The sequence below is a fragment of the Brucella tritici genome (assembly GCF_008932285.1).
GTDB lineage: Bacteria > Pseudomonadota > Alphaproteobacteria > Rhizobiales > Rhizobiaceae > Brucella > Brucella tritici.
This window is the reverse complement of record NZ_WBVY01000003.1, coordinates 227,936-252,067: the sequence shown is the minus strand read 5'-3', so window position 1 is coordinate 252,067 and position 24,132 is coordinate 227,936. Positions and strand designations below refer to the sequence as shown.

Sequence of the window (24,132 nt, the reverse complement as noted above, 5' to 3'; positions counted from 1 at the left end):
TCGTTATTGGACAAGTTTATGCCGCTTTGAATTCCCTAAGCAAGGCGGGAATAAGGAAAAGAACAAAAAAGGGAGCCTTGCGGCTCCCTTTTTATTCTCCGATACCTTCGAAGAATTCTTTCATCCTTGAGAAGAACCCCGCTGATTTCGGGCTATTCTCCTGCGAGGAAAGTTTTTCGAACTCTTCCAGCAGTTCACGCTGGCGTTTGGACAAGTTTTGCGGCGTCTCAATATCGATCTGTATATAAAGATCGCCTACAGCGGCCTGACGCAGAACCGGCATGCCCTTGCCCTTGAGGCGGAACTGCTTGCCATTCTGCGTGCCGTCCGGAACCTTTACCCGTGTCTGCGTGCCATCGAGCGTCGAGACTTCGAACTGGCCACCAAGGGCTGCCGTCGTCATCGAGATCGGCACCTTGCAATAAAGGTCGGAGCCGTCGCGTTGGAAGAACTCGTGCGGCTTGACCGAAAGGAAAATGTAGAGGTCGCCTGCCGGGCCGCCGCGCATACCTGCCTCGCCTTCACCGGCAAGACGAATACGGGTGCCATCCTCAATACCTGCCGGAATATTGACCGACAGCGACCGTTCCTGCGTGACGCGGCCCTGGCCATGGCACTTGCCGCAAGGATCCTTGATTATCTGTCCGCGACCGTTACAGGTCGGGCAGGTGCGCTCCACCGAGAAGAAGCCCTGTGCAGCGCGAACCCGGCCCGAACCGGAACACATGGTACAGGTGGTCGGCTGGGAGCCGGCCTTTGCGCCGGAGCCAGAACATTCGTCGCAAGTGATGGAGGTTGGAACGCGGATCTGCGCGGTCTTGCCCGCATAGGCTTCTTCCAGCGTCACTTCCATATTGTAGCGAAGATCTGCGCCGCGTTCGCGTCCGCCACTGGAGCGACGGCGACCGCCGCCCATCATCTCGCCAAAAATGTCTTCGAAGATATCGGCAAAACCACCGGCACCGCCAAAGCCGTTACCGAAACCACCACCCATGCCGCCATTTTCAAAGGCTGCGTGGCCGAACCGGTCATAGGCGGCACGCTTCTGCGGGTCCTTCAGCGTTTCGTAAGCCTCGCCAATTTCCTTGAACTTGCGCTCAGCTTCCGGATTATCCGGATTGCGATCCGGATGATATTCCATGGCGAGTTTGCGAAAGGCTGTTTTCAGCGTCTTGTCGTCTGCTGTTCTTTCAACACCCAGAGCTTCGTAGTAGTCGATCTTCATCAGTTCGTTATCCCGGCGACAGGAACGCGCCTTTTGCTTTCACGGACATCGTATCCCGAAACCGGTCCCCAGATTCGTGCGACACGCCCCAAAGCGTTCAAACTTGTCAGGGGCCAGCGTTTCCAATTGTTCATCTATCGAAGCGCCTTCCGACCCATGCGTCAGAGCGGCACTCCGGGTTTCAGCATCAATACCCACTTTGCCCGAAACCGTCTCATGCTTTTCAAGATGTATGCAGGCCAGAGCGATTTTTCAAATGGAGGCGGATATGCCCGATACTTCCATCGGCTTTTTCACCGACACCGGCCAATATGCAGGCTTATACAAAACCTGCGAATATGAACATCTCAAAAATTGGCAAAAGCCCGGGGCAGAACCCCGGGCTTGAGCGTATTGAGCCTAAAATTACGACTTCTTCTTGTCGTCGTCGATTTCTTCGTAATCGGCGTCGACAACATCGTCGTTCGAAGCAGCTTCTTCGCTACCACCGGCAGAACCGGTTTCAGCGGCCTGAGCGGCCTCATACATGGCCTGACCAAGCTTCATGGAAGCTTCGGCGAGCGTCTGCGTCTTGGCCTTGATGTCCTCGGCATCCTCGCCTTCAAGCGAGGTCTTGAGGCTTGCGAGAGCATCCTCAATGGCCTTCTTGTCGTCAGCCGAAACCTTGTCGCCATATTCGCTCAGCGACTTTTCGGTCGAATGAACGAGGCTTTCGCCCTGGTTCTTGGCTTCAACGGCATCACGACGCTTCTTGTCAGCTTCGGCATTCGCCTCGGCGTCCTTGACCATCTTTTCGATGTCGGCATCGCTCAGACCACCAGATGCCTGAATGCGGATCTGGTGTTCCTTGCCGGTGCCCTTGTCCTTGGCCGTCACGTTGACGATACCGTTGGCGTCGATGTCGAAAGTCACTTCGATCTGCGGCACGCCACGCGGTGCGGGCGGAATGCCGACGAGGTCGAACTGGCCAAGCATCTTGTTGTCGGCAGCCATTTCACGCTCGCCCTGGAAGACGCGGATCGTCACGGCCGACTGATTGTCTTCGGCGGTGGAGAAGGTCTGCGACTTCTTGGTCGGGATCGTGGTGTTGCGTTCGATCAGTCGCGTGAACACGCCGCCCAGCGTTTCGATACCCAGCGAAAGCGGGGTTACGTCGAGCAGCAGAACGTCCTTGACGTCGCCCTGCAGAACGCCTGCCTGAATTGCCGCGCCCATGGCGACGACTTCATCCGGATTGACGCCCTTGTGCGGCTCCTTGCCGAAGAAGGCCTTCACGACTTCCTGAATCTTCGGCATGCGGGTCATGCCGCCGACCAGAATAACTTCGTCGATTTCGCCAGCCTTGAGACCAGCATCCTTCAGTGCTGCCTTGCAAGGTTCGATGGTGCGCTGGACGAGATCGTCGACCAGGCTTTCGAACTTGGCGCGCGACAGCTTGATGGCAAGGTGCTTCGGACCGGTCTGGTCAGCCGTGATGAACGGCAGGTTGACTTCAGTCTGCTGCGAGGACGACAGTTCGATCTTTGCCTTTTCGGCAGCTTCCTTGAGGCGCTGCAGAGCGAGCTTGTCGTTCTTGAGGTCGATGCCACTTTCCTTCTTGAACTCGGAGACGAGGTATTCGACCAGACGCATGTCAAAGTCTTCACCGCCGAGGAAGGTGTCGCCGTTGGTCGACTTCACTTCAAAGACGCCGTCACCGATTTCGAGAACCGAGACGTCGAAAGTGCCGCCGCCAAGGTCATAAACAGCGATGGTCTTGCCATCGTTCTTGTCCAGACCGTAAGCGAGCGCAGCAGCAGTCGGCTCGTTGATGATACGCAGCACTTCGAGACCGGCGATCTTGCCGGCATCCTTGGTTGCCTGGCGCTGAGCGTCGTTGAAGTAGGCCGGAACGGTGATAACCGCCTGCGTGACCGTTTCGCCGAGATAAGACTCGGCGGTTTCCTTCATCTTCTGAAGGATCATCGCAGAAACCTGCGACGGGGAATATTTCTTGCCGTGGACTTCAACCCAGGCGTCGCCATTGTCGCCCTTGACGATCTGGTACGGAACCAGGTCCTTGTCCTTGGTTACCATCGGGTCGTCAAAGCGGCGGCCGATCAGGCGCTTGACCGCAAAAATGGTACCTTCCGGATTGGTGACGGCCTGACGCTTTGCAGGCTGGCCGATGAGACGTTCGTCACTGTCGGTGAATGCAACGATCGAAGGGGTCGTACGCGCACCCTCGGCATTTTCGATGACCTTCGCGCTTTTGCCGTCCATGACGGATACGCAGGAGTTGGTCGTTCCCAGATCGATACCAATAACTTTAGCCATATTTCTCTCCATTCAGCAAACCGCCGAGACCTCTACCGAGCGTTCCATGGGCGGTTCCTATCGGTTTCACAATGCGCTTTTCACGATGCTTGTCCGAAAACCAGACCGGTTTCCAGACGCACATCAATGCCCTGTGCGAGGCGTATATAAGAAACGCGGTTTTTTACTGCAAGTCACAACAGCCAAGCTGGGGCAGATTCAGCACCCGGAAACACTGACAGGGACCTATCAACGTACGAAATAGGGGCAGCAGCTGCACAAGATAGTGCGCGTGGGCCATCATACCATAGCCGATCCGCCGTCTTTTGCCGCACGGTAGATCGCATCGATGAATTTCTGGTTCGCCTTCGAGTTTTCAAGCGAGAAAAGCCGTGCATCCCTGTCACCCTGCGTGGCACGCACAAAGCTTTCCGCCTGAAGCTGATAATGATTGGCCTCACCGAACGACCATTCCGTTGCCTTGGTGTGGCCGGCGTCGAAAAGTGCGATGCTGCCATGACCATATTTGCCGGTATTGAATGGCGCGTAGACTTCAATGAAGCCCTTGTCGCCATGGAAAACCATCATCTGCCGAGCACCAAGCTGAGTCGCGATATAAAAGGTCAGGTCAAACCCGTCGAATCGGGCCGAAACATTAGCATAACGGTCGGTACCGAAAGCGGGATCGTATTCCACCGATGCCTGAACCGATACCGGCTCCAGACCGGTGACCATGCGTGTCACCACGGTCGGGTAGACGCCAATATCCGGCAGGGCGCCACCGCCCAGTTCCGGCTGGTTGCGCATATTGCCCGGATCGACATTGAAATAGGAAAAAGCACCCTGCACATGGCGGAGCCTACCGATAGCGCCTTCGGCCAGAAGTTCCTGCAACTTGATCCACTGCGGATGGTAATAGACCATGAAGGCTTCAGCGATAGTGACCTTGTGCTTGTCACGTGCGGCGATGAGCTGATCGATATCGTCGGCCTTGAGTGCAATCGGCTTTTCGCACAGGACATGCTTGCCCGCTTCAGCCGCCTTAAGGCTCCATTCTATGTGCTGTGAGGTTGGCAGCGGTATATAGACGCCATCAATGGCATCGCTTGCCAGAAGCTCTTCATAGGAACCGAATGCCAGCGGCGCGCCGAAACGGTCGGCGACGGAGCGCGCACGCGACAGGTCGCGGCTTGCAATGGCATGAACAACGCCATTTTCGGATGCGCAAAGCGCTGGAATCACCTGCGTGACGCCGATCTTGGCAGTTGAAAGGATACCCCAACGAAACATGCTGTTCCCTCTTTTATTCAAAGCAAAAATCCAGACTCATTGCGGCGTGTCCCAGTCCTGAACTCGCAGTTCCGGCCAGAATTTGAGCGCACGGGCTGCCTTGATCTCGTGCGTTTCGCGATTATCGATGGCACGATTGGGACGAATGCGAAATGAAAAAATATCATCGAAGCCGAAAGGGGCGTGGATGAGTAGTTCATCCTCCGTCGCTTCGCCGTCTTTTGCCAGCCGCGCGCCCACGCAATGGGCGATCGTCGAATAACGTTCTATCGATTCGGTTGCAGAGCGAAGCGGCGCATAGGGCTGTCCGAAGCGTTTTTCGAACCACAGATGCACCCGCGCCTGATTGCGAACCTGCACCGGAAGCGGAAAGTCGCGGAAGACGCCAGCCCCACGGGTGATAACCGCGTCCTCTGCCTCCCAGGAAAGATCGCTGCCGTCGAAATAGATAATATCGAGATCCTTGATCCCGTGCAGGACCGGCCTCCCGGTCAGCCGGTTCCAGATGGTGTTATAGAGCGCGCCTGAAACGAGCCAGAAATCGGACGCTTCCCCGGCCAGTTCATGCAACCGATGCAGCGCATCCATCAGCAGCGGGCTTTCCAGAATCATCTGTGAAAAGATATCCCGCTGCTGTGCGAGCGGCAGACCGGCATGACGCAAATGGTTCGACACTGATTTCATTGACTGCTTCCGTGGCGATAAAAGTCGATGAATGCCCGCAACGCCGGGCGCATCTGGCGACGGCTTGGATAATAGAGATAAAGCCCCGCGAAAGGCTGGCACCAGTCGTCCAGAACCCGAACAAGATGCCTTTCCGCCAAAGCGTCGTGAACATAGGCCTCGAACAGATAAGCAAGTCCGGTGCCGTTCAGAGCTGCTTCCAGAATAACTCTGTCATCATTGACGATCAAAGGCCCTTCTATTGCAATTTCCTGCACCTCGCCTGCCTTTTCGAATTCCCAGCGATAGGTTTGTCCGCTCGGAAAGCGATGGCGAATACATGCGTGCTGCAAAAGATCGCGCGGTTCGAGGGGGACCGAACGGTTCTCAAAATAAACAGGTGCCGCAACGATTGCCGCACGCACATTGCCGGTCAACCGCGTTGCAATCATATCCGCTTCGAGGCTCTCACCGAGACGCACGCCTGCGTCGAAGCCAGCCGCTACGATATCGGTGAAGCCATTTTCCACCCGCAGATCGAGTGTAATGTCGGGATAAGCTCTGGCGAATTCGCCCAGACGCGGAGCGATGACAAGCTGCGCCGCCACATAGGGCGCTGTGATGCGCAGCACCCCGGACGGTCGATCCCGCGAATCGACGGCGGCACCCAAAGCCGCATTGATCTCCTCAAGCGCCGGTGCCAGCCTCTCCAGCAATTGCCGCCCGGCCTCCGTCGGGGCGACGCTGCGTGTTGTGCGTGCAAGAAGACGCACGCCCAGACTGTCCTCCAGTGTTGCCACTGCGTGGCTGACGGCCGAGGGCGCAATCGCCAGTTCCCGCGCAGCGCCACGGAAACTTCCATGCGCTGCAACGGCGGCGAGAACGGCAAGCTGTGACAGTTGGCTTCGATTCATTGTTACAAATTACAGAACAAGCCGTGAAAATAAATCGGTATTATCGAACTTACCGCCCCGTTTTATTGTTTGCGACATGGTCCTCGGTCGGAACGCAGCCACTGCCAAGGCGCATCCAGCCGGAATCTCCTCCCGATTTTCCCGCACAATTTTCAGTACTTTCAATCAATCATTCGAAAGGAACTACAATGCAACAGCGCAAACTCGGCCAGCAATTGAACGTTTCTGCCCTTGGTTTCGGCTGCATGGGAATGACCTATGCTTATGGTGGACAGGATGAACAGGATGCGATCCGCACGCTGCATCGCGCCGTCGATCTTGGCGTGACATTTTTCGATACGGCAGAGGTCTATGGTCCGTTCGAGAACGAGAAACTCGTCGGCAAGGCGCTCAAGCCTTTCCGTGACCGGGTGACGATTGCAACGAAGTTCGGCTTCAAGATCGAAGACGGCCAGATGAAGGGTGTCGATAGCCGGCCTGAACATATTCGCGACGTAGCCGAGGCCTCCCTGAAACGGCTCGGCATTGATGTGATCGATCTGTTCTACCAGCACCGCGTTGACCCGTCCGTACCGATCGAAGATGTGGTCGGCACTTTGAAGGACCTGATCGATGAGGGAAAGATACGCGCCATCGGTCTTTCGGAAGCAGGTGGCACCACCTTGCGCCGCGCGCATGCGGTCCATCCCATCGCCGCGTTGCAAAGCGAATATTCGCTATGGGCACGCGATCCGGAAGACAATGTGCTGCCAGTCTGCCGTGAACTTGGTATCGGTTTCGTACCCTATAGCCCGCTTGGGCGCGGTATGCTGACCGGCACATTGCGCTCACAGTCAGACCTTGCCGAAGACGATTTCCGCAAGACGCTGCCGCGTTTCCAGCCGGGCAATCTGGAAGCCAACAACCGGCAGGTGGATCGTATCGTCGAGATCGCACAGGAAAAGCAGGTCACGCCCGCGCAATTGGCGCTGGCATGGGTGCTGAGCCGGGGCGATTTCATCGTGCCGATCCCCGGTGTCCGCAAGATCCATCATCTGGAAGACAATGTGAAAGCCGTGGACATCACACTGACACCACAGGATTTGCAGCGTCTGGATGAGGTATCCGCACCCGACCTGATCGCAGGTAAGCGTTACAACGAACAGCAGCTTGCTTTGACCGGTCTTTGATAAATGCTCCAAATAAAAGGGGAGCCCGTCGGGCTCCCTTTTTTACATCCTGCGCAGAGCTGGCGGTGCAAGCGTCAGAAGCCCGGCCAGTGTCATGGCAAAGCCGACCCATAGTGGTGCATGCAGGCCATAGCCTGCCTCCATTGCCTGTCCACCAACCCACGGCCCAAGTCCGAGACCGATATTGATGACCGATGCATGCATGGCGTTCACCAGCGCGCCCGGATGCGCGATCCGCATCACCCTCGTGATAAAGGCAGGATTAAGTGCTATGCCCGTCAGGCCGATCATCACGATGGCAAGGATCGTAGCCAGTTTCAGCTCGGCGAAAAGCGCGAAAATCAGCATGGCCGACAGCATCAACACAAGACCGATGGCGATGGTTGGAATCGTGTGACGATCGGCAAAGCGACCGGTGACATAGTTGCCGACGATATTGGCACCGCCATAGACGGCAAGCAGCAATGGCACCTGCATCGCGGAGAAACCTGCAAGCTCCACCGTGATCGGCGACAAATAGCTATAGACGGCGAAGGACGAACCGATGACGAGCGCGCTGGTGGCATAGGCGGCCCAGAGTTTCGGTTTACGCATCTCCTTCAGCTCCGAACGCAGATCGGCCTGTGGTGTATCGGGCGACGATTCGATCTTGATCGCGATGACAAGGGCGCAGACGAGGACGAGAACCACAATGGCCCAGAAGCTCGCTCGCCAACCAAATGCGTTGGTGATTGCTGTCGCAATGGGTACGCCGAAGACGGTGCAGAGCATGAGACCGGCAAATACCAGCGATGAAGCCCGCCCGCGCAGTTCCGGTCCGACGAGCTGTGCCGTGATGGCAAGCATCAGCCCGAAGCTCGTTGCCGCCGCCATACCGGTCAGAACACGGGCGATCAACAGAATTTGGAAACTGCTTGTGGACGCGGCCACGCTTTGCGCCGCCGCATAAAATACAAGCAGAATCAGAAGCCCCCGCTTGTTCTCGATCTTCAACGCCAGAAACAGGATCGTGACCAGCGGTCCTCCGATCATCATGCCAAGCGCATAGAGCGAAATCAGATTCCCTATATCAGCAATGGAACGGTCGAATGCCACCTGAAGCGACGGCAGCATGCCCGAGATCATGAGTTCGGAAGTCGTGAGCGCGAACACGCCCAAGCTGAGGCAATAGACAACCAGCGGGATCGCTCGCGCCTTTTGCGAAGACGCAGAAACCTCTTCCGCCGCAAGGGCGGATTCGCACGTATCGTTCATGGGACGAATCCTAATTATATAGTGTAGACTACATAATTAATATCGTCTTGCCCGAAAGGGTCAAGAGAATTATATAAGGATGATTACAGAAAGGGAGAAAAATGGTTCCACGCGGACGCCCGCGCAGCTTCGACCGCGACGCAGCGCTGGACAAGGTGATGAGGGTTTTCTGGGCCAAAGGCTATGAGTGCGCCCAGATCAACGACTTCACGACCGCCATCGGCATTACGCCGCCAAGCTTCTATGCCGCCTTCGGCAATAAGGAGCAGGCGTTTCGTGAAGCCGTCGACTATTACCGTCGTACCATCGGCGCCGCTCCTTTCGACGCACTGGAAAACGCGACCACCATTCAGGAGGGCATGCGCCGCTGGCTGGAACTGGGCGCGGACAGTGCTTTCGCCTGCCCGGCGGGCGGTTGCATGATCAGTGTGAGCTCGATCCAGTGCAAACCGGAAAATGTGCCTGTGAAGGAATTTCTCCAGGCTATCCGCCACGCAAATCATGACCGGCTTTCCAAGCGCCTCCAGCAAGCGGTAGTGGCAGGCGACCTGCCCGCCGATGCCGATATTGCGCAGATGACCGAATTTTATCACATGATCCAGCAGAGCATTTCTTTTGAAGCCCGTGACGGCAATTCGCGCGCCGCGGTGCAAAAAATCATCGATATGGCGATGATGGCTCTGCCCGCAAGGACGCGGCAGGCCGCTGAATAGCTGCATTAGAGCGCATTTCGATCTGACTGAATCCGATCGGCGCTCTAACTCCTTCTATTTCAAGCATAATCGTTTTGGTCCTCGTTCTACTCCGGTCAGATTATGCTCTAAAAAAGCCCGCCAGATGGCGGGCTTTTTATTTCATTTTTAGCCGCGCAGCACGCCGCCGGTCTGCTTGGCCACACTGGCCACGACCTGCTTCGATAGCGCTTCCAGATCTTCATCCGTCAATGTACGGTCCTGTGGCTGCAACAGCACCTCAACCGCGATCGACTTCTTGCCTTCACCCAGCGAAGCACCAGTGAAAATGTCGAAGACCTGAACGCCGACAATCAGCTTCTTGTCAGCAGACGAAACCGCCTTCACGACATTTCCAGCTTCCACATCTGCATCCACCACAAACGCGAAATCGCGCTTGAGGCTCTGGAACTGCGAAAGGTTCAAAGCCGGCTTGGTGCGCGTGGACTTTGCCTTCGGCTCAGGGATCGCATCGATATAGACTTCAAAGCCGCAAAGTGCGCCCGAAACATCGAGTGCTTCCAGCGTATCCGGATGGAACTCGCCGAAATAGCCCAAGACGACCTTCGGTCCGAGCTTCAACGTGCCGGAACGACCCGGATGGAACCATTCAGGACCGCCAGCTTCAATCTGGATGCGGTCAACCGGAGCGCCAGCAGCTTCAAGTGCTGCCAGTGCATCAGCCTTGGCATCGAAGACGCCGACGGGAGCCGCATTGCCAGCCCAGAAACGGCCCGAGCCATCAACCTTGGCTGTACCGCGGCGTACACCGCCAGCAACGCGACGCTGCTTGTCCGGCGTATCGCCTTCATAGATGCCCGAGACCTCAAACAGTGCCGTGTCGCCGAAACCGCGATCCGCATTGCGCTGTGCAGCGACCAGCAGACCCGGCAGAAGCGACGGGCGCATGTCTGACATATCGGCGGCAATCGGGTTGGCAAGCTTCAGTTCCGGCTTGCCGCCGCCGAACGCCTTGGCCTGTCCTTCAGAAATGAAGGAATAGGTCACGGCTTCCATCATGCCGCGCGAGGCGAGCATGCGGCGGGCATGACGGGTTCTGATCTGCAAGGTCGTCAGAATACGGCCATTGACGGCACCATGGTTCGGCAGCGGCTGCGGATCGATCTGGTTGATGCCATGAATGCGCATGACTTCTTCAACAAGGTCAGCCTTGCCTTCCACATCGCCACGCCATGACGGAACGATTGCTCTGATGACCTTGCCGTCACCTTCGACGCCGAAGCCGAGACGCTTCAGAATATCGAGCGACGCTTCGTAGGACACCTCGATGCCCGTCAGGCGCTTGACTTCCGATACCGGGAAATCGATCACGCGCGGTGTAGGCTTGCTATATCCAACCACGTCGAGAACTGTTGGCTGACCGCCGCAAAGTTCCTGCACCAGCTTGGTCGCGATTTCTGCACCCGGAACCATCATTTCCGGATCGACACCACGCTCAAAACGATAACGCGCATCGGTAACGATGCCCAACTCGCGGCCCGTGCGTGCAATCATGCGCGGCTCCCAGAGAGCCGATTCGATCAGCACATCGGTGGTGTTTTCATCACAACCGGAATGCTCGCCGCCCATGATACCGGCAATCGATTCGGGACCGTTCTCATCGGCAATCACATACATGCCCGGCTTGAACTTATATTCCCGCTGATCGAGGCCGAGAATGGTTTCGCCATCCTTTGCCAGACGCACCGTCAGATTGCCCTTGACCTTGGCAGCGTCGAAGACGTGCAGCGGACGACCCTGATCGAAGGTCACATAATTGGTGATGTCCACCAGCGCATTGATCGGACGCAGGCCGATAGCCTTGAGACGTTGCTGCATCCATTTCGGGCTTGGGCCATTCTTCACACCCTTGACCATGCGCAGCGCGAAGCCGGTGCAGAACGGGTTTTCGGCATCCTGATCCAGAATGACCTTGACCGGCGTTTCACCTTCGCCCTTGACGGCGTCCGGCAGCGTGTTCTTGAGCGTGCCGAGACCGCTAGCTGCAAGATCGCGTGCAATACCGTGAATGCCGGTGCAATCGGCGCGGTTCGGCGTCAGGCCGATTTCGATCACCGCATCGTCCAGTCCGGCATAGGTCGCAAAGCTGGTGCCGACCGGAGCATCTTCCGGCAGATCGATGATGCCATTGTGCTCGTCGGAAAGCTCCAGCTCGCGCTCGGAACACATCATGCCGAAACTTTCGACACCGCGAATCTTGCCGACGGAAAGCGTGACATCGAGGCCCGGAACATAGTCGCCCGGACGGCCGAGAACGCCAACCAGACCGGCACGTGCATTCGGTGCGCCGCAAACGACCTGAACCGGCTTGCCGTCGCCCGTATCGACGGAGAGTACGCGCAGCTTGTCGGCATCCGGATGCTGAACGGCTGTCAAGACCTTCGCGATCTTGAAGGCTTTGAAAGCAGCGCGGTCGTCGACCGATTCCACTTCCAGACCGATATCGGTCAGTTTTTCGACGATCTGTTCCAGCGTCGCATCGGTTTCAAGGTGATCCTTGAGCCAGGAAAGCGTGAATTTCATTTGTGTTGTCCCTTCCTGTCCTTACGCGCTCAGTCCGCCGAAAAGCGTCGGAATGTCGAGCGGACGGAAACCGTAATGTTCGATCCAGCGCACATCGGCGTCGAAGAAGGCGCGCAGATCAGGCATGCCATATTTCAGCATGGCAATGCGATCGATGCCCATGCCCCAGGCGAAGCCCTGATAAACGTCCGGATCGTAGCCGGAAGCGCGCAACACATTCGGATGCACCATGCCGCAGCCCAGAATTTCGAGCCAGTCATTGCCTTCACCGAACTTCACATGCGGGCCGGAACGGTCGCACTGAATATCCACTTCAACCGATGGCTCGGTGAACGGGAAGAAGCTCGGGCGCATGCGCATCTTGACCGAAGGCACTTCGAAGAAGGCCTTGCAGAACTCCTCCAGAACCCATTTCATGTTGGCGACATTGGCCGACTTGTCCACGACCAGACCTTCGACCTGATGGAACATAGGCGAATGGGTGGCATCGGAATCCATGCGGTATGTCTTGCCCGGAATGACAATGCGGATCGGCTCGTCGCGGCCTTCCTTGTCACGGATGGCGGCAAACTTCTCCATCGTGTGCACCTGCACCGGCGAGGTGTGCGTGCGCAGAAGCTTGCGCTCGCCCGTCTCATCCGCATTGAAGAAGAAGGTGTCATGCATTTCACGCGCCGGATGGCCTTCGGGGAAGTTCAGAGCCGTGAAATTGTAATAGTCGGTTTCGATATCCGGACCTTCGGCAATCGAGAAACCCATATCGGCGAAGATTGCGGTGATCTCATCGATGACCTGTGAAATCGGATGGATGCGACCGCGCGATGCAGCGCTTTCACGCACCGGCAGCGTCACATCGACCTTTTCGCGCTCAAGGCGAGCGGCAATCGCTTGCTTGCGCAGTTCCGTCTTGCGCTCGGTCAGCGCTTCGGTAACCCGGTTCTTCAAGCCGTTGATCGCCGGTCCCTGCGCCTGGCGCTCTTCCGGCGTCATGCTGCCCAGTGTCTTCAGCTTTTCCGAAACCGAGCCCTTCTTGCCAAGAGCGGCGACACGCACGGCTTCAATGGCAGGCTCGTCAGCCGCCGCCGCGATGTCTTCAAGAATCTGCCGTTCAAGTTGTTCTAGATCACTCATTGTTTAAATCCCTGTCGTGCCTGCGGCACTCCACGCCTCTTGTTTTGAGCTCCCTGTCGCGCTTGCAGCGCTCCACGCCTCTTGTTTCGAGTTCCCTGTCGCGCTTGCAGCGCTCCATGTATTTCGCTTTGCAGCCAAAGAAGCGTTGTCGTTACTCTCTTTGGCCTGATTGGTGAGACGCATCAAGATTGGCGTCAAAAAATTCCATCGCCTGCAAAAGCCGTCTTCCATCGCCGCCGAGAAAGATGCGACGAAACAGCCTGAGCGGCGCGATGGTAAATCGGAAGAAGCCGACAATCTTCTTCAGCTCCGGAATCACGTCAGCGGGCGCAACCGCACGATAGGCTGCGAATGCCTGCTGCGGTGTCCCGGCAAGACGTGCCTGCGCCGTGATCTGGAAAAACAAAAGCCAGACATCGCGCGCCTGCGCGGCAGCAAGCGGCATCACCGTTTCCGGCTCCTCCTCGAAATCGAGAAAGCCGGCAACACCGTTTTTCTCGAAAAAATCGCGCGGATGCGGGCGCCCGTGGCAGAGTCCTGCCGCATGAGCCTCGCCCAAAGCACGGGCACAATGGACGAGAAGCGCGTCATGGCCCTTCGGATCATTGCGACGTAACTGGTCAAGTCGATCCTGGATGATGGGCGCGACATCGCTCAGAACCATTACCGCCCCTTGGCGGTAGACAATTCTGGGCACCTGAAAACCCGCTTGCAGAAAAGCGCTCATCTTGCGCTCTTCGCGGTCGGCCATGCCTGCTTCTCCGACATCCTTCGGGCTACGCAGGAACGGATAGGGAAGAAGCGGAGAAATCAGGCTGTGCAGTCGCTTCGGAAGTGGGCGCCTTTCGGCATCGTAGCGCTTGATCCAGACGCGATGACCACCAATGACAGCGCTGGAAATGCGCTTGCCCTGGCTCTGGGCAAGCAGAACCAGCAGGCTGCGGAGATCATCCGCATCCAGATCCAGTCTCAACTTGCCCGGTTCATCCTTCATGCCCGCTTTGAATCCTTAAAACAAGAAAACCCGCGCCAGCCGAGCCAGCGCGGGTCCCCAAATTATCGATACTGCTTGGGAAAGGCGGCTGGCTTAGCGGACAGCGCCTTCAAAAGCGTTCGGCGTCTCGGTGTTCTTGAGGTACTCGAGAGCCTTCTTTGCCGACGCAACCAGCGCACCGAATGCATCCGGTTCATGGATTGCGATGTCGGACAGAACCTTGCGGTCGATCTCGATGCCAGCCTTGGCAAGACCGTCGATGAAACGGCCATAGGTCAGGCCCTGCTCGCGGACAGCAGCGTTGATACGCTGAATCCAGAGAGCGCGGAACGAGCGCTTGCGGTTCTTGCGGTCGCGGTAAGCATACTGCTTCGAACGGTCAACTGCAGCCTTGGCGGTGCGGATGGTGTTCTTGCGACGGCCACGGAAACCAGCAGCCTGATCCAGAACCTTCTTGTGCTTTGCGTGGGCGGTAACGCCGCGTTTTACGCGTGCCATGTTATGATCTCCTTCTCAGACTAATCTTAGAGGCCGTTCGGCAGGAACTGCTTCACGATCTTTGCATCGGCATCGGCGAGAACCATGGTGCCGCGTGCATCGCGAATGAACTTGTTCGAACGCTTGATCATGCCATGACGCTTACCAGCAGCTGCGGCCTTGATTTTGCCGGTGCCGGTGATCTTGAACCGCTTCTTGGCGGCCGATTTGGTCTTCATCTTGGGCATTTTGCTACTCCTTCTTTGCGATCCCCCTCGTACCTCCGGCACTCGACGCCTCTTGTCGTGGCGTCCGGTCATGCCTGATGCGGATGGGAACCTAGTTTTACTTCCGGACTGACCAAGCCCGAAAAGCATACGAAACCGCCACGGCATGCCCTGCCGGGCGGTTCGAACGCGGCCTTATAGGCTCAAAGACTGCAAAACGCAATGCCCGAATTGGCCCAAATCGGCTTGAATCGCAGCCGAAACGTCAATAAAGCCGCAGAAGCACCGGCAGGACGTGAATGTCCTGCAAATATTCAACGAACTCGAAAAACGGATAGGCGACGAAAAACACCAGACCGTCCGTGAAGGTACGATAAAGCCGATCAGGACGAACGATCAGTTCCTTGTCGTCGCGGAACAGCGAAAGCTTCGGGAAGAAACGCGGAACGCTGGCGCAATAAGCTTCATAAGGCTTGCCAAAATTCTGCTTGAGAAATTTCTCTTCCGTCCGGATGACAACCGAGAAAGCAAGATAGCAAAGCACGCCGAAGGCGACCGCAATGATAACACTGCCGGTCTGCGCGCCGATGCCCATCGCACCGATGCTGCTGAAGACGTAAAGCGGATTGCGCGTAACCGAATAGGGGCCGCTCTGCACGATTTCCGCGCTCTTGCGCCCGCCGATATAGAGCGTGCACCACATGCGTCCTATGATGGCCGCAACGATCAGGCTCAGACCGAACGCTTCGATATATTCATGGAAATGGTCAGTCGATTGCGAGCTGACAAAAAGCAGCGCCACGACCAGAAGTACCACGACGGCGCCGATTGCAAGGCGCCGACGCTGCTGATATTTCCCCAATTCGCCCAAAGTTTTCATTGTCATTCCACGATCCTGTCTTGATCCAGGCAAATGAAAAGCCGCCCGAAGGCGGCTTTTCCAAGGCATTTCGAAATGTTCAGCGCGGAGCGAGAACCATCATCATCTGACGGCCTTCAAGCTTCGGCTCGGACTCGACCTTGGCGATTTCGACAGTGTCTTCCTTGACGCGCTGCAAAAGCTTCATGCCAAGTTCCTGGTGCGCCATTTCGCGTCCACGGAAACGCAAGGTAACCTTGACCTTGTCGCCTTCCTCAAAGAAACGCAGAGCAGCCTTCATCTTCACCTCATAATCATGGGTGTCGATGTTCGGTCGCATCTTGATTTCCTTGATTTCAACCGTTTTCTGCTTCTTGCGCGCTTCGGCGGCCTTTTTCTGATTCTGATACTTCAGCTTGCCGAGGTCGACGATCTTGCAAACCGGAGGTTCTGCGTTCGGCACGATCTCGACGAGATCGAGACCTGCTTCTTCAGCCATGGCGATAGCTTCCTGAATGGAAACATCGCCGTGGTTCTGGCCTTCGGCATCGATAAGCTGAACCCGGGGAACCCGGATATCACGGTTGGAGCGCGGTCCGTCTTTCTGAACCGGCGTCGCTCTGAAGGGTCGGCGAATGGTCGTTATCTCCTGAATTGTTACGTCTCATGCGGTCGGATACTTGCTGCCAGACGGCATGTCCCCGATCAAACCACAGTTGATTGCGGAAATGTCGTCAAGCAGGCGGCGAAGTCAATAGCATCTTTGACAGGAAAAATCACCCCCGCGTGATAAACGTTCTTTTTGTCGTCATTTCACGGCGGACAAGCGGCATATCGGTCACATTTGCCGTCATTTCAAGGGCCTCGCCCCACATGGCGGGTTTTCTCTCTTTTCCGAACATGCCAAAACAATCCCGAAAATTGAGGAGATTTGACATGAGTGTTGCGGGGCCGGAATTCATCGACGTGGACGGAGCGAAAATCGCCCTGCGTTACAGAGCCGGAAGCAAATCCCCGGGTGTGGTCTGGCTCGGCGGCTATCGTTCCGACATGATGGGCACCAAGGCCGTGGTTCTCGACGAATGGGCGGCTGAGACCGGACACAGCGCACTCAGGCTCGATTATTCGGGCCACGGCGAATCCGGTGGCGATTTCAATCAAGGCACCATCTCGCGCTGGCTGAACGAAAGCCTCGCCGTTTATCGCAAATATGCCAAAGGACCGCAGATTCTGGTCGGTTCCTCCATGGGCGGCTGGATTGCGCTGCGTATGGCGCAGGAGTTAAAGAAGGAAGGGAATCCGCCTGCCGGGATCGTGCTGATCGCGCCTGCTCCGGATTTTACGGCTGTACTTGTGGAGCCCTCGCTCTCCGATGCGCAGAAAAACGACCTTCAGGAAAAGGGTTATTTCGAAGAACCCTCCGAATATTCGCCCAATCCTTATGTCTATACCCGCGCGCTGATTGAGGACGGACGGAAGAATCTGGTTCTCAAGGGCATCATCGAGACCGGCTGTCCGATTCATATCCTGCAGGGCATGCAGGACCCCGATGTTCCTTACAGGCATGCGCTGACGCTAGTGGAACACCTGCCCGTCGATGACGTAACCCTGACGCTGGTGCGTGACGGCGATCATCGCCTGTCACGACCGCAAGATCTCGATCTTCTGACCCATACCGTATCCGGTCTGGCGGAACGCATCGGCGAAAAATCGTAACGGAGCACAGTCATGCGGTTTTCGGTTTTCGCTTCCTCGGCGGTTGCGGCCATTGTCGGTTTCGGCGGCACGCTGGCACTCATCATCGCCGCAGCGCAGGTGCTGGGCGCCTCACAGGCCGAAACCGCAAGCTGGGTGACAGCGATCTGCCTTGCGATTGCCGCCTCATCCGCCTGGCTCAGCATCCGCTACAAGATGCCGATCATCGCGGCCTGGTCCACACCGGGGCTGGCGCTGATCGGCGCCAGTGCCGGTTTCACCATGCCGGAAGCGGTGGGCGCATTCATCGTAACAGCACTCGCACTGGTCGCCACCGGGCTGATCCGTCAATTGTCGGTACTCGTTTCCCGTATTCCAGCCTCCGTCGCCTCGGGCATGCTGGCAGGTGTGCTGCTGAGTTTTGTCATTGCGGCTGCCAAGACGGTGCCCGGCGACCCGGTTTTCGTCCTGCCGCTGGTGGCACTGTTCTTCATCATCCGCCTGTTCAACCCGTCGCTCGCCGTCATTGCCGTTCTGGTGATCGGAATGATCTTTGCGCTGCTCACAGGGCGCTCACCAGCCCTGCCCGCGCCTGAAATCTCCACGCTCACCCTCATCTGGCCAGAGTTTCACATGGGCGCGATGATCGGCATCGCGATCCCGCTCTATCTGGTAACCATGGCCTCGCAGAACCTGCCGGGCTTTGCCGTGCTGCGTGCTTCAGGCTACGAGCCGCCGACCAGCGCCTGCTTGCGCGTGACCGGCCTCTTTTCACTGCTGACGGCTCCTTTTGGCGCTTCCACCACCAATCTGGCCGCTATCTCGGCAGCACTCTGCACCAATCCCGACGCACATCCAGACCACACCAAACGCTGGCTTACCGGCCCGGTCTATGCCGCGATCTATGTGGTGTTCGCCCTCTTCGGGGCGTCATTGGTCGCGATCTTTGCCGTATTGCCGGTAACGCTCATCGCCCTTGTTGCCGGGCTTGCCCTGACCGGCCCGTTCATCAACGCCATGTCATTGGCGCTGAAGGACGAACATGAGCGCCTTGCTGCGACCATTACCTTTGCCGTGACGGCCTCCGGCATGGCATTTTTCGGGGTCGGCTCCGCCTTCTGGGCGCTGATCGCCGGGCTTGCCGTCACTTTTCTCGAACATTTTCGTAAAAAAATTTCGAGATAATCGCATTGGTTAGCGGAAACACGGTCTGAATCCGCAGGTTGCATTCTTGAAAAGTCGCAATCTTTTCACCACGTCGAAGTCAAGCCGCCAGAACAAAATGCCCGCACAGGGCGGGCTGGCAGGCCTTGGTTTTGCGCATGTTGCCGGACGATGTCGAACGGTTGAATGGCATGCGCTTTTCGACGGAGCAGACCATGACCAATACTGCATTGATCCGCCCGGCATGGACGCCAGCCACGATTGCGCTGATGGTGCTCGGCTTTTTCCTGTTCTGGCCACTTGGCCTTGCCATGCTCGCCTATATCCTCTGGGGTGATCGCCTCGAAGGGTTCAAGCGCGGCGTGAACGAGAAGACCGATTCCATGTTCGGCTCGTTCCGCAACTGCCGCAAGGGCGAAAGCTTCAACTTCGGTAGCACCACCGGCAACGAGGCTTTTGACGACTGGCGCCGCGCCGAACTGGAGCGCCTGGCCGAAGAACGCCGCAAGCTTGAAGAAGCACGTGCCGAGTTCGAGGCCTATGCCGCAGAACTTCGCCGCGCTCGCGACAAGGAAGAATTCGACCGTTTCATGGCTGAGCGCCGTGCGAGCGCGAAGAAGACGCCTGCCCCGCGCGCGAAAGGCGGCAAGGACGACATCACTGATCTTTGATAAGGTATAACACCCTGAAATCTCTCGAAACGGCGCGGTTTGGTTGCGCCGTTTCGGTCAAAATAGCAATTTTTTCTGGCTTTTTAAGCGAATCGCTTATTCTTAAGCGATGGGCTTATCCTTTCTTCGGCAAATCAGCGGTAAAGGGGCATCCGCTGGGACGACGACCGTTCGCAGCGAACGTATCCATGCGGTCGCCGGACGCGAACTTCCCTTGCGTGTTTTCGAAAATCCGCGTGCCAAGCGGCTGACCTTGCGTATCGAAGCAGGTGGCAAAGGATTGCGCATTACGGTCCCGCCCGGCCTTCCCGAGCGCGAAGTGATGAGCTTTCTCAGCCGTCACGAAGGCTGGATCGAAAGCCGCATCGCAAAACTGCCCGACCAGCCGGGCGTGCGTGCCGGTATCAAAATTCCCCTGCGCGGCGTGCCACACAAGATCGTGCATCAGCCCGGGCGCGGCACAACACAGCTTCTTGAAGGCAATATTCTGCTGGTCCATGGCGACCCGGCACATCTGCCGCGCCGCGTCGCCGATCACATCAAGCGCGAAGTGAAGCGCGAGATCGAGGCGCTTGTCATCCGACACACCGCCACTGTCGGTCGCAAGGCCAAGGCAGTGCGTTTCAAGGATACGAAGAGCCGCTGGGGTTCCTGCACCTCCGACGGTGTGCTTTCCTTCTCCTGGCGCATCGGCATGGCTCCTGCCCCGATTATCAACTATCTTGTCGCCCATGAAGTGGCCCATCTCATCGAAATGAACCATGGGCCGAAATTCTGGAAACTCTGCCATGAGCTTTGCCCTGATACGGAGCGCTGCAAGGCTTGGCTGAAGCGCAATGGCAGCGCATTACAGGCTATCGACTTCACATGACCGCATCCATACTGACCGCCGCCAAGGTGCTGTGGGATTATCACTGCATCTATGATCCGCTGGAAACCGCCGATGTCATTATCGGGCTTGGCAGCTACGATCCGCGCGTCGCCGAGAGGGCAGCCGATCTGTTTCTGGCCAGCATGGCGACATGGCTGGTGTTCACCGGCAAAAGCGGTCACTGGACGGACAAGCTCTACAAGACAAGCGAAGCGGAAGCCTTTGCTGAAATCGCAATCAGGCGTGGCGTACCCGCAGAAGCGATTACCGTCGAACCCAATGCAACCAATATCGGCGAAAACATAAGGTTCAGTCGTGAACGGCTTGCGCCCGGCGCAATCAGCGCCATCCTTGTGACCAAGCCGCAGACGCAGCGCCGCGTTCTGGCGACTGTGGCCCGGCAATGGCCGGAAGCACGCGCAAGCATCACCGCTCCGCTCGTTTCCTTCGAGGACCAGCCGACGGCAGATCATCCGGTCGAAATGCTTATCAATGAGATGACCGGCGATCTTCAACGCATTCTGGAATATCCTGCCAAGGGCTATCAGATCGCACAGGCTGTTCCCCTCGAGGTCATGGAGGCGTATGATTTTCTGATCGCACAGGGTTTTGATGGCCATCCGGTCTCCGAATAGTTCCGGAACAGACGGAATAACTTGAGTAGCCCCCGGATTTATGCGACGGAAAACCATGGTTCTCGATATCAAGATATGCGGGCTTAAAACCCCTGACGCCGTTGCCGCCGCCCTCGACGGCGGTGCGACGCATATCGGTTTCATCTTCTTTCCCAAAAGCCCGCGTCATATAACCCCGCAGACAGCGGCGGATCTGCGTGATGCAGTCAACGGACGTGCGCTTGTCGTTGCCGTTACAGTCGATGCGGACGATGAAACACTGGATGATATCGTGAAAACCGTGAAGCCCGATATTCTGCAGCTTCATGGCCACGAAACGCCGGAACGCGTGGCCTTCATCAAGGCGCGTCATGGCCTGCCGGTCATGAAGGCTTTTTCGGTGCGCGAAGCCAGCGATCTTGCTGCGATTGCGGCCTATAAAGGCATAGCCGACCGTTTCCTGTTCGATGCCAAGCCGCCGAAGGGATCGGACCTTCCCGGCGGCAACGGTGTGTCTTTCGACTGGGAACTTCTGGCTGCGCTTGACGCGGATATCGATTACATGCTTTCCGGTGGATTGAATGCGGATAATATCGCCGAAGCGCTGCACAAGACCCAGGCGCCGGGCATTGATATATCGTCCGGCGTCGAGCGCGCGCCCGGCGAGAAGGATGTGCGTCTCATCGAGAATTTTTTCCGGGCTGTCGCCGATGCGCGCCGATGCCCTGTAGACAGCCTGAACTGACGGAGCGGAAGCGTTGAACAAGCCGGTTGCACCCAATTCCTATAAGACAGGCCCCGATGAAGAGGGCATGTTCGGTATTTTCGGCGGACGCTTCGTTGCCGAAACGCTGATGCCGCTGATCCTCGAATTGCAGGAAGCCTATGAAACGGCGAAGAACGATCCTGCGTTCAAGGCTGAGCTTTCCAATCTGTCAACCTATTATGCCGGTCGTCCTTCCAAGCTCTATTATGCCGAAGGCCTGACCCAGCATTTGGGCGGCGCGAAAATCTACTTCAAGCGCGAAGACCTCAATCACACCGGCAGCCACAAGATCAACAACTGCCTCGGCCAGATTCTGCTTGCCAAGCGCATGGGCAAGACCCGCATTATCGCCGAAACCGGCGCCGGACAGCATGGCGTGGCTTCGGCCACCGTTGCCGCGCGTTTCGGCCTGCCCTGCGTGGTCTATATGGGCGCAACCGACGTCGAGCGCCAGAAGCCGAATGTGTTCCGCATGAAGCTGCTTGGTGCCGAAGTGATTCCGGTTTCGGCAGGCAACGGCACGCTCAAGGATGCGATGAACGAAGCCCTGCGTGACTGGGTGACGAATGTCGAAGACACCTATTACCTGATCGGCACGGCTGCCGGTCCGCATCCCTATCCGGAACTGGTGCGCGACTTCCAGTCGGTGATCGGCAATGAAGCACGCCAGCAAATTCTGGAGCAGGAAGGACGCCTGCCGGATGTGATCGTGGCAGCGGTTGGCGGCGGCTCCAACGCCATCGGCCTGTTCCATCCGTTCCTTGACGATGCCTCGGTGAAGATCGTCGGTGTCGAAGCGGGCGGACGCGGTCTCGACGGTGAAGAACATTGCGCTTCGATGAGCGCAGGTCGTCCCGGCGTGCTGCATGGCAACCGCACCTATCTCCTCCAGAACGATGACGGTCAGATTCTCGAAGGTCATTCCGTTTCTGCTGGTCTCGACTATCCGGGCGTAGGTCCGGAACATTCATGGCTGAAAGATAGCGGGCGCGTCGACTACGTACCGATCCTCGATGATGAGGCGCTGGATGCGTTCCAGCTCTGCACCCGCACCGAAGGCATCATCCCTGCCCTCGAATCCGCCCATGCCATCGCGCAGGCCGTGAAAATGGCACCGACCATGGGCAAGGATCAGGTCATGATCGTCAATCTGTCCGGTCGTGGCGACAAGGATGTCCACACGGTCGGCAAGCTTCTCGGCATGGACATCTGATATGGGTAATGACGTCGCCGAAATCTCCGTCTACAAGCCGCGCGCCGCATGGTTCGACGGCCTGACGACGTGCGGTCCGGCAACGATCAAGCTCAACATCATCGAAGCCGATCCGGCTAATCCTGTCGCGGAGGCTGCTGTCGGCCTCGCCCGCAGACAGATCGAAACCGCCGCTGAAAAGCTCACCGCATTGCCACATATGGGGGTTGGTTTCGCCGTTCTTCATCAGGGCGAGGAGGGCCTCTGGCTCCTCCTGCACTGGTGGCTGGAAGGCGGCATCGCCACGGAAATCCTCTGGCAGTCGGAACTCGGCGACGAGGTGGAATTCATGCCCGCACAGCCGCTGCTGATGGCCTGCGTGTGGGAACTGGGAATTATAGACTTTGAACGGCGTGCATGGATGGAAACGGCGATGGCGGGCAAGCCCGTTGCCGACTATCTGGCGCGCACTTTGCCACGGGGCACGGTATGACTACTCGCATCGACACCAAATTCGCTGAACTGAAGGCCGAGGGCCGTCCGGCGCTCGTTACCTATTTCATGGGTGGCGATCCCGATCTGGAAACCTCGCTCAAAGTGATGCAGGCTCTGCCAAAGGCCGGTGCCGACGTGATCGAACTGGGCATGCCCTTCTCCGATCCCATGGCAGACGGACCCGCCATTCAGGCCGCTGGCCTGCGCGCCCTCAACGCCGGTCAGACGCTTGCCAAGACGCTGCACATGGCAGCAGAATTCCGCAAGGAAGACGACACGACCCCGATCGTCATGATGGGCTATTACAACCCGATCTACATCTATGGCGTGGAACATTTTCTGACCGATGCCAAGGCTTCCGGCGTGGACGGGCTGATCGTCGTCGATCTTCCCTCCGAAATGGATGCCGAGTTGTGCATTCCGGCCATGAAGGCGGGCATCAATTTTATCCGCCTCACCACGCCGACCACGGACGACAAGCGCTTGCCGAAGGTACTGCATAATTCGTCGGGCTTCGTCTATTACGTGTCGATGAACGGCATCACCGGTTCGGCCATTGCCGATACGGCAAAGGTCGGCGAAGCTGTGCGTCACATCAAGAAGAGCACTGATCTGCCGATCTGTGTCGGTTTCGGCGTCAAGACGCCGGAGCAGGCAGCAGCCATCGCCACCCACGCCGATGGCGTCGTCGTCGGTACGGCGATTGTCAACGCGATTGCCGGAGAACTGGACGAAAACGGCAAGGCAAAGGGTGATCCTGTCGCCGCTGCAACCAGACTTGTCCACGCCCTTGCGGAGAGTGTGCGTGCCACACGCCTTGAAGCCGCCCAATAAATCGTCCATTTAGAGCGCATCCTAAAAGTGCTAGGCGGCTGAAGCTCTTTGCCGAAG

Annotated in this window: 24 protein-coding genes; 11 read left to right on the top strand and 13 right to left on the bottom strand. The window is 57.4% G+C overall.

What is annotated here, in order from left to right; all coding sequences use genetic code 11:
• Window positions 1–91: 91 nt before the first annotated feature.
• The 5 genes from dnaJ to F9K94_RS11045 all read right to left on the bottom strand — a co-directional run bounded on the left by dnaJ (window position 92) and on the right by F9K94_RS11045 (window position 6,387).
• The gene (gene dnaJ, locus F9K94_RS11065) at window positions 92–1,225 is read right to left on the bottom strand and encodes a molecular chaperone DnaJ (protein WP_176036486.1); all 1,134 of its coding nucleotides are present in this window, start codon (window positions 1,223–1,225) and stop codon (window positions 92–94) included.
• 405 nt (window positions 1,226–1,630) lie between these two features.
• Window positions 1,631–3,541 carry a molecular chaperone DnaK gene (gene dnaK / locus F9K94_RS11060; protein WP_151645644.1) on the bottom strand — a complete coding sequence of 637 codons (1,911 nt, stop codon included), beginning with the start codon at window positions 3,539–3,541 and terminating at the stop codon, window positions 1,631–1,633.
• Between the two features lie 279 nt (window positions 3,542–3,820).
• Window positions 3,821–4,810 (bottom strand): Gfo/Idh/MocA family protein, encoded by a 990-nt coding sequence (locus F9K94_RS11055; protein WP_151645642.1) that lies wholly within the window; start codon window positions 4,808–4,810, stop codon window positions 3,821–3,823.
• A 36-nt stretch (window positions 4,811–4,846) separates the two neighbouring features.
• Window positions 4,847–5,494, bottom strand: coding sequence for a nucleotidyltransferase family protein (locus F9K94_RS11050; RefSeq protein WP_151645640.1), 648 nt, complete (start codon window positions 5,492–5,494; stop codon window positions 4,847–4,849).
• Window positions 5,491–6,387: a LysR family transcriptional regulator gene (locus F9K94_RS11045; protein WP_061344640.1), complete on the bottom strand. Its 897-nt coding sequence runs from the start codon at window positions 6,385–6,387 to the stop codon at window positions 5,491–5,493. Before F9K94_RS11045 ends, F9K94_RS11050 begins: the two co-directional genes overlap by 4 nt.
• Window positions 6,388–6,575: 188 nt before the next feature.
• On the opposite strand from F9K94_RS11045, the gene F9K94_RS11040 reads away from it, so the two are divergent.
• Entirely contained in the window at window positions 6,576–7,556 is a 981-nt protein-coding gene (locus F9K94_RS11040) for an aldo/keto reductase (protein WP_151645638.1), read from the top strand.
• 42 nt (window positions 7,557–7,598) lie between these two features.
• On the opposite strand, the gene F9K94_RS11035 is transcribed toward F9K94_RS11040, so the two are convergent.
• The gene (locus tag F9K94_RS11035; protein WP_151645636.1) at window positions 7,599–8,810 is read right to left on the bottom strand and encodes an MFS transporter; all 1,212 of its coding nucleotides are present in this window, start codon (window positions 8,808–8,810) and stop codon (window positions 7,599–7,601) included.
• A gap of 101 nt (window positions 8,811–8,911) precedes the next feature.
• On the opposite strand from F9K94_RS11035, the gene F9K94_RS11030 reads away from it, so the two are divergent.
• Window positions 8,912–9,523, top strand: coding sequence for a TetR/AcrR family transcriptional regulator (locus F9K94_RS11030; RefSeq protein ID WP_151645634.1), 612 nt, complete (start codon window positions 8,912–8,914; stop codon window positions 9,521–9,523).
• Between the two features lie 147 nt (window positions 9,524–9,670).
• Here the strand turns inward: F9K94_RS11030 and pheT are convergent, their stop codons facing one another.
• From pheT to infC, 7 genes are all read right to left on the bottom strand, one after another.
• On the bottom strand, window positions 9,671–12,085 hold the full coding sequence (pheT, locus tag F9K94_RS11025; protein ID WP_151645632.1) for a phenylalanine--tRNA ligase subunit beta: 2,415 nt from the start codon (window positions 12,083–12,085) through the stop codon (window positions 9,671–9,673).
• Between the two features lie 21 nt (window positions 12,086–12,106).
• Window positions 12,107–13,216, bottom strand: a complete 1,110-nt coding sequence (gene pheS, locus F9K94_RS11020; protein WP_151645630.1) for a phenylalanine--tRNA ligase subunit alpha — start codon at window positions 13,214–13,216, stop codon at window positions 12,107–12,109.
• A 151-nt stretch (window positions 13,217–13,367) separates the two neighbouring features.
• A complete protein-coding gene (locus F9K94_RS11015) occupies window positions 13,368–14,210 on the bottom strand; it encodes a BUD32 family EKC/KEOPS complex subunit (protein WP_151645628.1) in 843 nt (280 codons plus the stop codon).
• A gap of 93 nt (window positions 14,211–14,303) precedes the next feature.
• On the bottom strand, window positions 14,304–14,708 hold the full coding sequence (gene rplT, locus F9K94_RS11010; protein ID WP_006468099.1) for a 50S ribosomal protein L20: 405 nt from the start codon (window positions 14,706–14,708) through the stop codon (window positions 14,304–14,306).
• Between the two features lie 26 nt (window positions 14,709–14,734).
• Window positions 14,735–14,935: a 50S ribosomal protein L35 gene (gene rpmI / locus F9K94_RS11005; protein WP_006473268.1), complete on the bottom strand. Its 201-nt coding sequence runs from the start codon at window positions 14,933–14,935 to the stop codon at window positions 14,735–14,737.
• Between the two features lie 244 nt (window positions 14,936–15,179).
• Window positions 15,180–15,794, bottom strand: a complete 615-nt coding sequence (locus F9K94_RS11000) for a methyltransferase family protein (protein ID WP_151646411.1) — start codon at window positions 15,792–15,794, stop codon at window positions 15,180–15,182.
• A gap of 79 nt (window positions 15,795–15,873) precedes the next feature.
• Entirely contained in the window at window positions 15,874–16,410 is a 537-nt protein-coding gene (infC, locus tag F9K94_RS10995) for a translation initiation factor IF-3 (RefSeq protein ID WP_012091035.1), read from the bottom strand.
• A 299-nt stretch (window positions 16,411–16,709) separates the two neighbouring features.
• Here infC and F9K94_RS10990 point away from each other — a divergent pair, with 299 nt between their 5' ends.
• The 9 genes from F9K94_RS10990 (at window position 16,710) to trpA (ending at window position 24,075) form a co-directional block, all read left to right on the top strand.
• Entirely contained in the window at window positions 16,710–17,489 is a 780-nt protein-coding gene (locus F9K94_RS10990; protein WP_151645626.1) for an alpha/beta hydrolase, read from the top strand.
• 12 nt (window positions 17,490–17,501) lie between these two features.
• Window positions 17,502–18,653, top strand: coding sequence for a benzoate/H(+) symporter BenE family transporter (locus tag F9K94_RS10985; RefSeq protein ID WP_061344631.1), 1,152 nt, complete (start codon window positions 17,502–17,504; stop codon window positions 18,651–18,653).
• Window positions 18,654–18,847: 194 nt separating this feature from the next.
• Window positions 18,848–19,303, top strand: a complete 456-nt coding sequence (locus F9K94_RS10980; RefSeq protein WP_061345204.1) for a DUF2852 domain-containing protein — start codon at window positions 18,848–18,850, stop codon at window positions 19,301–19,303.
• Between the two features lie 109 nt (window positions 19,304–19,412).
• Complete coding sequence (locus F9K94_RS10975; RefSeq protein ID WP_151645624.1) at window positions 19,413–20,174, top strand: M48 family metallopeptidase; 762 nt, start codon at window positions 19,413–19,415, stop codon at window positions 20,172–20,174.
• The gene (locus F9K94_RS10970; RefSeq protein ID WP_151646409.1) at window positions 20,171–20,809 is read left to right on the top strand and encodes a YdcF family protein; all 639 of its coding nucleotides are present in this window, start codon (window positions 20,171–20,173) and stop codon (window positions 20,807–20,809) included. Before F9K94_RS10975 ends, F9K94_RS10970 begins: the two co-directional genes overlap by 4 nt.
• A gap of 55 nt (window positions 20,810–20,864) precedes the next feature.
• Window positions 20,865–21,533, top strand: coding sequence for a phosphoribosylanthranilate isomerase (locus F9K94_RS10965; protein ID WP_151645622.1), 669 nt, complete (start codon window positions 20,865–20,867; stop codon window positions 21,531–21,533).
• Window positions 21,534–21,546: 13 nt separating this feature from the next.
• Window positions 21,547–22,767, top strand: coding sequence for a tryptophan synthase subunit beta (gene trpB / locus F9K94_RS10960; protein ID WP_061344627.1), 1,221 nt, complete (start codon window positions 21,547–21,549; stop codon window positions 22,765–22,767).
• A gap of 1 nt (window position 22,768) precedes the next feature.
• The gene (locus tag F9K94_RS10955; RefSeq protein ID WP_151646407.1) at window positions 22,769–23,239 is read left to right on the top strand and encodes a hypothetical protein; all 471 of its coding nucleotides are present in this window, start codon (window positions 22,769–22,771) and stop codon (window positions 23,237–23,239) included.
• Window positions 23,236–24,075, top strand: a complete 840-nt coding sequence (gene trpA, locus F9K94_RS10950) for a tryptophan synthase subunit alpha (RefSeq protein WP_151645620.1) — start codon at window positions 23,236–23,238, stop codon at window positions 24,073–24,075. Before F9K94_RS10955 ends, trpA begins: the two co-directional genes overlap by 4 nt.
• The last annotated feature ends 57 nt before the right edge of the window (window positions 24,076–24,132 follow it).